The 9,211-nt window shown below is 60.0% G+C and carries 7 protein-coding genes and 1 pseudogene; 7 read left to right on the top strand and 1 reads right to left on the bottom strand.

The window, feature by feature from the left end; genetic code table 11:
• From B3V69_RS00960 to B3V69_RS00930, 7 genes and pseudogenes are all read left to right on the top strand, one after another.
• Window positions 1-249: pseudogene (locus B3V69_RS00960) on the top strand (amino acid ABC transporter ATP-binding protein); the annotation flags it as partial.
• A gap of 75 nt (window positions 250-324) precedes the next feature.
• On the top strand, window positions 325-1,302 hold the full coding sequence (locus tag B3V69_RS00955) for an amino acid ABC transporter substrate-binding protein (RefSeq protein ID WP_296442974.1): 978 nt from the start codon (window positions 325-327) through the stop codon (window positions 1,300-1,302).
• 46 nt (window positions 1,303-1,348) lie between these two features.
• Complete coding sequence (locus B3V69_RS00950) at window positions 1,349-2,524, top strand: amino acid ABC transporter permease (RefSeq protein WP_296442948.1); 1,176 nt, start codon at window positions 1,349-1,351, stop codon at window positions 2,522-2,524.
• Window positions 2,525-2,538: 14 nt separating this feature from the next.
• Window positions 2,539-3,642, top strand: coding sequence for an amino acid ABC transporter permease (locus tag B3V69_RS00945; RefSeq protein ID WP_296442946.1), 1,104 nt, complete (start codon window positions 2,539-2,541; stop codon window positions 3,640-3,642).
• Between the two features lie 6 nt (window positions 3,643-3,648).
• Window positions 3,649-4,392, top strand: a complete 744-nt coding sequence (locus B3V69_RS00940; RefSeq protein ID WP_296442944.1) for an amino acid ABC transporter ATP-binding protein — start codon at window positions 3,649-3,651, stop codon at window positions 4,390-4,392.
• A 206-nt stretch (window positions 4,393-4,598) separates the two neighbouring features.
• Window positions 4,599-5,624, top strand: coding sequence for a P1 family peptidase (locus B3V69_RS00935; RefSeq protein WP_296442942.1), 1,026 nt, complete (start codon window positions 4,599-4,601; stop codon window positions 5,622-5,624).
• Window positions 5,625-5,645: 21 nt separating this feature from the next.
• A complete protein-coding gene (locus B3V69_RS00930; RefSeq protein ID WP_296442940.1) occupies window positions 5,646-6,980 on the top strand; it encodes a TAXI family TRAP transporter solute-binding subunit in 1,335 nt (444 codons plus the stop codon).
• Here the strand turns inward: B3V69_RS00930 and B3V69_RS00925 are convergent.
• A partial coding sequence (locus B3V69_RS00925; RefSeq protein WP_296442938.1) for a DUF1631 family protein occupies window positions 6,970-9,211 on the bottom strand: 2,242 nt, incomplete at its 5' end. The two genes, B3V69_RS00930 and B3V69_RS00925, sit on opposite strands and share 11 nt — an antisense overlap.

Below are 9,211 nucleotides of genomic sequence, written 5' to 3'. Positions count from 1 at the left end.
ACGTCCGCGCTCGACCCCGAGATGGTCGGTGAGGTGCTTGACGTGATGGTGAAGCTTGCCAAAGAGGGCATGACCATGATGGTCGTCACCCACGAAATGGGATTTGCGCGAAAGGTCGCCAACCGCGTGATCTTCATTGACGTGGGTGGCCATATTCTGGAAGATTGTTCCAAGGATGAGTTTTTTGGCCAGCCAGAAAACCGCCAACCGCGCACCAAGGATTTCTTGAACAAAATCTTGCAGCACTGATCAACTGAAGTCGTACACGTGAATCTGAACAAGCCAAAAACCTGGACCCTTCTCCTGGCCGCCCTGGGTGCCGCCATGGCAGCACCCGCGCATGCCGGGAAAACCTTGGACGCGATCAAAGCACGCGGCCAGATCATTTGCGGTGTGAGTACCGGCGTGCATGGTTTTTCTGCCGCTGATTCGGGTGGCAAGTGGTCGGGACTGGATGTGGATGTTTGCAAGGCACTGGCAGCGGCCACCTTGCGCGACCCCGAAAAGGTCAAGTATGTGCCCTTGGCATCCCAGCAGCGCTTCACCGCACTGCAATCCGGTGAAGTCGATTTGCTGGCCCGCAACACGACGTTTACCCTGACGCGCGACGCGTCACAGGGTTTGAGCTCGACCGTTGCCAACTACTACGACGGCCAAGGTTTCATGGTACCCGCCAAGAGCAAACTGAAAGGCGCCAAACAACTCAAAGGGCAGACAGTCTGTGTGCAGTCGGGTACCACTTCGGAGAAGAACCTGGCGTCCTTTTCCAAGGCCAACGGGCTGAACATCAAGCCCGTCGTGTTCGAGCAGTTTGAGGCGGCGAATGCGGCGTATTTCTCTGGCCGATGCGTAGCGTACACGACCGACGCATCGGGTCTTGCTTCAATTCGAATGAAAGAGGCCAAGAATCCCAAAGAACACGTCATCCTGCCTGATCTGATCTCCAAGGAACCCCTGGGCCCCATGGTGCGCCGCGGTGATGACGAGTGGTTTGCCATCGTCAAATGGGTCATGTACGGCCTGCTGGAAGCGGAAGAGTACGGCGTGACCCAGGCCAACGTCGACAAAATGAAGGCCAGCACGGATCCCGTGGTGCAGCGCCTGCTGGGTGGCGGCAATGAAGACACCGGCAAGCTGCTCGGTCTGGACAAAGAGTGGCTGGCCCGCGCCATCAAAGCCACAGGCAACTACGGCGAGAGCTTTGAGCGCAACGTAGGCCCCGCGTCGGCACTTGGTTTGCCGCGTGGACTGAACAACCAGTGGAACAAGGGAGGCCTGATGTACGCCTACCCGATCCGTTGATCTCGACCTGCCCCAGCGTTGCAGCTGGCTTGAGAAGCGTACGCCCATGACACCAAAGTCGCCCCCTCGGAAAAAGAACTGGTCCTGGCGCAGTCAAGCATTTAGAGGTCTGATTTATCAGCTTGTGGCGATCGGACTGATTGTTGCCGCCGTCTGGTTTCTCGCGCACAACACACTGCTCAACATGAAAATCCGCGGCATTCAGAGCGGATTTGATTTTCTGAGCGGCCCCGCCGGGTTTGATATCGGCGAAAGCCTGTTCCCTTTTGACTCGGCACAGCCGTACTGGCAGGCCTTTCTGGTGGGGCTGTCCAACACCTTGCGGGTCGCGATCCTGGGCATCATTTTGACGACTGTTTTGGGCACGCTGCTGGGCGTTGGCCGGTTTTCGCGCAACGCCCTGGTGCGTGGCGTGTGCTATGCCTATGTGGAATTATTTCGCAATGTACCCGTGTTGCTGCAATTGCTCATGTGGTATTTGCTGTTTACCGAGGTCCTCCCTGCCGCTTCGGAGGCCTGGGAAGTTGGGCCCTTTTTCCTCAGCAAGGGGGGCTTGAGTTTTCCGATTCCGGTGTGGGCCGCTGGGCAATTTTGGGCCATGATCGGTTTGATTGCCGGCGCGGCGCTGGCTTATGTCTACCTGAAATGGGCGCGCAGGCAATTTGAAGCCACCGGCCAACTCAAGAGCATGTTCTGGGTTCCGATCGCCATCTGTCTGGCAGTGAGTCTGTTGGGATGGGTGGCCGGGGGCGCACCCACTGCTTTTGAATTCCCCAGCAAAGGCGAGTTCTCCATTGAACACGGCGGCTCGCTGACGCCAGAGTTTCTTTCAGTGCTCCTGGGTCTGACGGTCTACACGGCATCCTTCGTGGCCGAAGTGGTTCGCTCCGGCATTCAGTCGGTTGCAGCTGGCCAGGGCGAGGCCGCTGCCGCACTGGGGCTGAACCCAGGCCAGTCCATGCGGCTGGTCATGCTGCCGCAGGCCCTGCGGGTCATCATTCCGCCCATGACCAACCAGTTTTTGAACCTGACCAAAAACTCCTCGTTGGCCGTGGCGATTGGTTATCCCGACGTGGTGTCCATTGCGAACACGGCCTTGAACCAGACCGGGCGGGCCGTGGAATGCATTGCCATTGTCATGCTGGTTTACCTGACCACCTCGTTGGCGACCTCGCTGCTGATGAACTGGTACAACAGCCGCGCCGCGATTAAAGAACGCTGATCCAGATCGACACCATGACCGCACAAATTTTTCAGCCCATTGCACCGCGACCGGCGCCGATTCGAACCGAAGGCCTTGTCGCCTGGATACGTTTCAATCTTTTCGGCGACTGGATGACCGCCCTGATGACCGTCGTCATCGGTGGCGCCCTTCTGTATCTGATTCCTCAATTGCTCAGCTGGGCCATCTTTCGGGCCTCCTGGCTCCCCAACTTCGATGCCTGCCGGGTGGACGGCGTTGGGGCTTGCTGGGGCGTTGTGACCGAAAAATACCGAATCATCCTGTTCGGACGATATCCGTATGAGGAGCAATGGCGGCCCCTGCTTGCGACCCTGTTGATGCTGGGTCTTCTGGTTGCGAGCTGCACCCGTGCCTTCTGGCACGCATGGCTCGCCATGCTGTGGATCGTCGTTTTGACCCTTGTTTTTACACTGATGTATGGCAACGTTCTGGGCTTGAGCAAAATGGAAACGGATCGCTGGGGCGGCTTGCCTTTGACCATTTTGCTGTCGTCTTTGTCCATGGTGATGGCCTTTCCCATTGCCCTGGCCGTGGCGTTGGGACGGCGCTCCAACTTGCCAGCGATCCGGACCTTCTGCGCGATCTATGTCGAGTTGATCCGCGGCGTGCCCTTGATTTCAGTGCTGTTCATGGCGTCGTTCATGTTTCCGCTGTTCATGCCGCAGGGTTTCACCATTGACGTGCTGATTCGCGTGCTGGCGGGTATCACACTGTTTGCAGCTGCCTACATGGCCGAGGTGATTCGCGGCGGCTTGCAAGCCATTCCCAAGGGACAAATCGAGGCGGCCGCGACGCTGGGTCTGTCCTACTGGCAGACCCAGGGCAAGATTGTGCTGCCACAGGCGCTGGCCATGGTCGTGCCCAGCATCATGAACAGCTTCATCTCGACCTTCAAAGACACCTCGCTGGTGACCATCGTGAGCCTGTACGAACTCACGGGCGCCTTGTCATTGGCCTTGAATTCGGATTCAAACTGGCGACCATTCAAGATTGAGGGCTACCTCTTTATTGCCATGATTTATTTCGTTTTTTGTTTTTCCATGTCCCGCTACAGCATCTGGGTTGAAAAACAGGTCAACCAAGGCAAGCAGCGATAGGCCATCATGTCAGAACCCATCATCAAATTCGACAAACTCAACAAGTGGTACGGCAACAACTTTCACGTGTTGCGCGATATTGACCTGAACGTCGCGCCCGGTGAGCGCATCGTCATTTGCGGTCCATCAGGCTCCGGGAAATCCACGCTGATCCGTTGCATCAACCGGCTTGAGGAGCACCAGGAAGGCCATCTGTTTGTGGATGGGGTTGAGGTCACGGACGACGTCAAGGCCATTGACGACATTCGAAAGAAAGTGGGCATGGTGTTTCAGCAGTTCAACCTGTTTCCGCACCTGACGGTGCTGGAGAATCTGACGCTGTCGCCGATGTGGGTGGGCAAGATGCCCAAAAAGGAAGCAGAAGAAAGAGCCATGGTCCAGCTCCAGCGGGTGCGCATTGCCGAGCAGGCCGGCAAATACCCGCTGCAACTCTCCGGCGGCCAGCAGCAGCGGGTCGCGATTGCCCGCGCCCTGTGTCTGAAACCGAAAATCATGCTGTTTGACGAGCCGACCTCGGCGCTCGACCCGGAGATGATCAAGGAGGTTCTGGACGTCATGGTGGAGATGGCCAGCCACGGCATCACCATGCTGTGCGTCACGCATGAGATGGGCTTTGCCAAAGCCGTGGCGGACCGTGTGATCTTCATGGACCAGGGCCAGATCGTCGAGCAGAACAACCCGCACGACTTCTTCAACCATCCGCAAAACGAGCGCAGCAAGGACTTTTTGTCGAAGATTCTGGGGCATTGATTCCTGCGTCAATTGAACTTGCCGGCGAGAGTTGCTTCATTTCCTTTTTGCTATAAAAAATATAGCTAATAGGGCATATTCCACGGGGGCTAGCGGTCCATTTAATTTAAACCCGCAGGTGTCTCGCCCAACCTCGGATGGAGGGTCTGGACTGAGCCACGGCGCACTTCGCCCGCTTTAATTCCGGCTGCGCATAATCGGTGCTTATGAACACCGCCAGCACCAAGCCCCACGCGCCTTCCTCCGACACCATCACTGATGTCGCCGGTATCGAGGTCGGCCACTTCACCGATACCCGTCGCCCCACCGGCTGCACCGTGATCATCGCGCGCGAGGGTGCTGTGGCCGGGGTGGACGTGCGCGGCGCCGCACCTGGCACGCGCGAGACCGATCTGTTGCATCCCTCGAACCTGGTGGACCGTGTTCACGCCATCATGCTGGCGGGTGGCAGCGCATGGGGTCTGGATGCCGCCAGTGGCGCCATGCAATGGCTGGAAGAAAACAACATCGGGCTGGCGGTCGGTTTCGGGCTGGTGCCCATCGTCCCGGCCGCTGTGCTGTTTGATTTGCCGGTGGGTGACGCCAGAATCCGGCCTGACGCCCGCGCCGGCTATCAGGCTTGCATGGCGGCCAGCCGCAGCGCGCCGGCCCAGGGCAACATCGGTGCCGGTGCCGGTGCGCTGGTAGGCAAGATCTTTGGTCTGCAGCGCGCCATGCGGGGTGGCATTGGCACCGCCTCCATCACGGTGGACGGCATCACGGTCGGCGCCATCATTGCGTGCAACGCCCTGGGTGACGTCATCGACCCGGCCACCGGCCAAGTGCTGGCGGGTGCCCGAACGCCGGACGGCCTGTCCCTGCTGAATAGTCGCGACGCCATCATCGCCGGTGAGGCACCCAAGCCCGTGCTGGCGGGCACCAACACCACCATCGGTGCGATTGCCACCGACGCGGTACTGACCAAAGCGCAAGCACACCGCCTGGCCCAAGTGGCGCACGACGGACTGGCCCGCACGATCAACCCGGTGCACACGCTGTCGGATGGCGACACCCTGTTTGCGCTGGGTACCGGAAAAGCGGGCAGATCAGCCGGCATGATGCTGCTCAGCACCCTGGCGGCCGAGGTCACGGCCCGCGCCGTTGTGCGTGCCGTGATGGCGGCCAGGGGCATCACCACAGGGGGCATGACCTGGCCCGCAGCGGCAGACCTGGCGCGACCTGCCAGGCCTTGAATCGACGCGATGCCGCACCCCATGCCAAAAAACATCCGCTACACCTTGCTGTCATTGCGAGACATGCTGACGTCGGCCGGACCCTTTGTCTTTTTGACCATCGGCTTGCTGGTGCTGGCCTACTGGTGGCTTGACCCGGCGCCGCCCAAACATGTGACGCTGGCGACCGGACCGGCCCAGAGCGCCTACGCCGAATTCGGAAAACGCTACGCCAAGGCCATGGCCGCCTATGGCATTGAAGTGCAACTGCTGCCCAGCGAGGGCTCCTCCCAGAACCTTGAATGGCTGACGGCAGGCAAGGCCGATCTCGGCTTTGTGCAGGGTGGCAGCGGCGCACTGCCGACCAATGCCCACGAAGGACTTGCATCGCTGGGCAGCCTGTTCGTCGAACCGGTGTGGCTGTTTTATCGCGCCGAGGCGGCACAAAAAGTGACCGCGACGGTCAACGGCGACGCCACCCTGACGGCGCTGACCCAGCTCAAAGGTCTGCGTGTCAACGTGGGCACGGCGGGCAGCGGCGTGCCCAGCTTGATGGGCAAATTGTTCGACATCAATCGCATTGACGACAGCACCCTCACACTCTCCCGGCTGGAGCAGACACCGGCCACGGTGGCATTCTTGAACGGCGAGCTGGATGCATTGGTGTTTGCCTCGGCACCTGAATCGCCCATGGTGCAAATGCTGCTGCAAACACCGGGTGTGAAATTGATGGATTTTGCACAGAGCGAAGCCTACTCGCGCCGTTTCGCGTTTCTGACGCCCGTGACCCTGCCGCGCGGCGTGGTCGACCTGGCCCGTGACGTTCCGGCACAGGACGTGCACCTGGTCGCCCCCACCACCACCTTGATGACCAGGGAAGGTGTGCATCCTGCCGTGTTGCAGCTGTTCTCCCAGGCGTCGCTGGCGTTTCACAGCCCCGCGGGCTGGTTCAACCGGGCCCATGAATTCCCCAACGCCGCCAATACCGAATTCCCCCTGTCCAGGGAGGCCGAGCGCACGATCCGTGACGGCACGCCCTTGTTGCAGCGTTACCTGCCTTTTTTCTACGCCAACCTGATGGAACGCATGTGGCTGGCACTGGGCATCATCGTTGCGGTGCTGCTGCCGCTAAGCCGTATCGTGCCGCCCCTGTACGAGTTCAGAATTCGCTCACGGGTATTTCGCTGGTATGGGCAGTTGCGCGACATCGAAGACCGTGCCGGCACCAGCATCGACTCCGCGCAGGGTCTGGTCGATGAACTCAATCAGTTGGAGACGCGCGTTGGCCAAATCAACGTGCCCCTATCCTATGCGGATGAACTTTATGCCCTGCGCAACCACATTGAGCTGGTGCGAAAAAAACTGCTCAGAGCTTGATGTCCATGCTGTTGCGCATGGCGGTCTGCGCCACCGCATCCAGCGCGCCATCCACAACGGCTTGACCGGAAACAATTCGCATGGCGTCGGTCGCAAGCAGTTTATTGCGCGAGCGTCGCGTCATGGACTGGGTATTGCCAGTGGCACTGGTAAACAAAAACAAGGTGCCATGCGGACTGGCCCAAGACAGTTGCGTCCGGATCCACTCGCCTTTGACCAGCAACTCCACCCATGCGCCGACAGGCAACGCGTCGTCAGCGGGCGCCACGGTGGACTCATCTATCGCCTTCGTCAGCCGAGTGGCGTCTTGAACGAGCGCCGCGGGCATTTCCATGAATCCGGAAGCCTCGGCTTCGGCAGGCGCAACCCATGAATCGGCAGTCTCGAACAAGCCCGAACGCCCGCCGTCGGCCGGTGGTGCTGCTTCGGCCATGACCGGCGGTCTGAAAGCCTGCTGATGCAGGTTCATCAGCAATTCGAAAAAAGCACTGGTCTTCAGGGACGGAAAGTCAATGAGCTCAAGACCCTCCCGCAATTTACCCAGCAACTTGGGCACGAGCCGGGTCAATCTGACGATGTTCTTGCGCGTCAACTCAGGCTGGACACTCCAGAACAAGGCCAAGACCAGCTCACGGTACTGACCCGGATCAGCCGACCCGGAGCCATCGGCCATTCGTGCATGAGCGATGACCTGCGCCCAGGGGCCGCACAGGAATTCAAGAACCCCCTGCGGTATATTCTGAGCGTCCGGTCGGGCAGCCAGTTCTCGGGCAATCTCCTCCGCCAACAAATTGCGTTGCTCGGCGTGCGCCAAGGCTTTCACCGCGCTTTCCAGCTGTCCATGCTGCTTTCGCTCGTCCCACACCTGAACCATGCCCTGCAGCATCTGCTCGAACGGCTCCGCATCTTCTATCTGCATGCCACCCATGGACCCCACGGCGCGCTGCAAGGGCTCCAGAAAGCCAGAAAAACCACGCGTATCAACCGATTCATAAGCCAGGCTGCGATCCGTAATTTCCTGCAACAGCCGTCGTGCCGGGTGCTGCTTGTCGCTGAAGAAACGGGGATCGACCAAGGCCAGCCGCAATAGCGCGGGCTCCAGACTTCTGATGACATCCTGCACGGGTCCGAGCAGACGCTCATCGATGGCAATGTTGTCGACCATAAGCGTGACCACCTCCAGGCTGAGCGACTGACCCAAGCCCCGGGCCGAGTGACGCAGGCTCGAGCGCGCCGCGTTCAACGAACCACTGACTGGCGCGGGCGCTTCAATCGCCGCAGCCTTCCTGGTGCCGATGCGCTCAATCACCTGCTCGACCTGCCTCATCTCCTGCAGGACTTCAAAGGCGGCGGGCACCGTGGCGTGGAAGTCCGATGAAGCCGGTTCACTGTCCCTGGCCAGGTCCTCAAATTCACGCGAAAACTGTTCCGCAAACGACTCGGGACCGGACCTGGCATCCACCCGTTCGAGCTCGCCGGACAAGAGCTTGCGGAGTTTGTCCAGCGTCAGCAGCGATTCGTCGCGTGGTGCTGATGTGCGCCGCTTCCTGGACGCATGCATGGTGGTTTGCCTCACAGCGTAACCTGCGGGCTGGACGCCCTGCGCTCGCAGTTGCGTGGACATTCTTGCGTAGAACGCAGCAAGGGTCTTGCCCAAAGCTTCGCTCATGTGCCACATCAGGTCCGCGCGCACGGCGGCGGACAACTGGATCTGCTTCATCACGGTCTGCAGCGCCCGGACATAGATCTCGGGTCGGACCGGATTTCGATCAGCACGAACGGTCGACAAACCGGCGGCGGCGCACATCATCGGATTGAATTCGGCCAAACTCAACTCCACGGCCACCATGACGACCTGCTCCGCGCGGGCAAGCTCGACTCGCTCGAGCATTTGCGCTTCATCCATGAGCTCGAGCTGGTCAAAATGAACGCTGGCCGAGGCCAGGGCAGCGGCCTGACTGTCGCTGGCCGCGAACGCGGCCCGCAGCACCTTGGGATAACGCTCCACCATCACCGGCTCGTACTTGTTCAAGTACTGGCGGGATTCCACCAGACCCTGGCGCTCGCGCAAGGTTCGGGCGCTCGCTTCCTGATCATGCAAGGCTCGCCGGGCAGCCCGGATGAGCGCCTCCATGATCGTCTGGCCATCATTCACGGCCTCCTCTACCACCGCCCGATAGAGCGTTGCGTGCACCCCTGTGGCCTGCAAGCTAGTGTAGTGTTGCAATCTT

This window comes from Rhodoferax sp. UBA5149 (assembly GCF_002413825.1).
Taxonomy (GTDB): domain Bacteria; phylum Pseudomonadota; class Gammaproteobacteria; order Burkholderiales; family Burkholderiaceae_C; genus Rhodoferax.
This window is presented reverse-complemented; position numbering and strand designations above follow the sequence as displayed.

Excerpts from the sequence above, each read along its gene's own strand:
- B3V69_RS00950 (WP_296442948.1), top strand. The coding sequence starts at position 1,349 with ATGACACCAAAGTCGCCCCCTCGGAAAAAGAACTGGTCCTGGCGCAGT.
- B3V69_RS00955 (WP_296442974.1), top strand. The coding sequence starts at position 325 with ATGGCAGCACCCGCGCATGCCGGGAAAACCTTGGACGCGATCAAAGCA.
- B3V69_RS00935 (WP_296442942.1), top strand. The coding sequence starts at position 4,599 with ATGAACACCGCCAGCACCAAGCCCCACGCGCCTTCCTCCGACACCATC.
- B3V69_RS00930 (WP_296442940.1), top strand. The coding sequence starts at position 5,646 with ATGCCAAAAAACATCCGCTACACCTTGCTGTCATTGCGAGACATGCTG.
- B3V69_RS00940 (WP_296442944.1), top strand. The coding sequence starts at position 3,649 with ATGTCAGAACCCATCATCAAATTCGACAAACTCAACAAGTGGTACGGC.
- B3V69_RS00945 (WP_296442946.1), top strand. The coding sequence starts at position 2,539 with ATGACCGCACAAATTTTTCAGCCCATTGCACCGCGACCGGCGCCGATT.